Origin of the sequence: Corallococcus exercitus (genome assembly GCF_003611585.1) — a bacterium.
Taxonomy (GTDB): Bacteria; Myxococcota; Myxococcia; order Myxococcales; family Myxococcaceae; genus Corallococcus; species Corallococcus exercitus.
Window position 1 is genome coordinate 1 of sequence record NZ_RAVW01000895.1, and the last position, 440, is coordinate 440.

The 440-nt window shown below is 59.8% G+C and carries 1 pseudogene; it reads left to right on the top strand.

The features are described 5' to 3' along the window. Nucleotides 1-67 precede the first annotated feature (67 nt). Nucleotides 68-440: pseudogene (locus tag D7W79_RS46640) on the top strand (hypothetical protein); the annotation flags it as partial.

A 440-nucleotide genomic window follows, 5' to 3' on the forward strand; every position in this document is an offset into this window, starting at 1 on the left:
ACGGCATACGAGATCTGCGCATGTCTCGTGGGCTCGGAGAAGTGTATAAGAGTCAGTCCTCGACGAGGCCGGGCTCCTTGGGCGTCACCTCCTCACGGCCGTGGTGTATTGCTGGTGGATGATTAACGCCCTGTACCACACCCCCCAGTACGCGGCCCGCCTGCGGCCCGTGTTGGTGTGTGTGGGCTCGCCGACGCAGACGGCGTCCCTGGAGTCGACCTTCGAGCACCAGAAACTGCGGTGTTCCGTCCGCCAGAGCGAGAACGTGCTCACGTACCTCATCTGCAACCGCACGCTGCGGGAGTACACCCGCCTCTAGTATAGCTGGGCCGATTTTATTTCTAAAAAACGGAGCGTCGAGCACGAGTTCGGTAACCTCATGAAGGTGCTGGAGTACACACTGCCCATTACCGAGGAGCACATACAGTTCGTGGAACGCT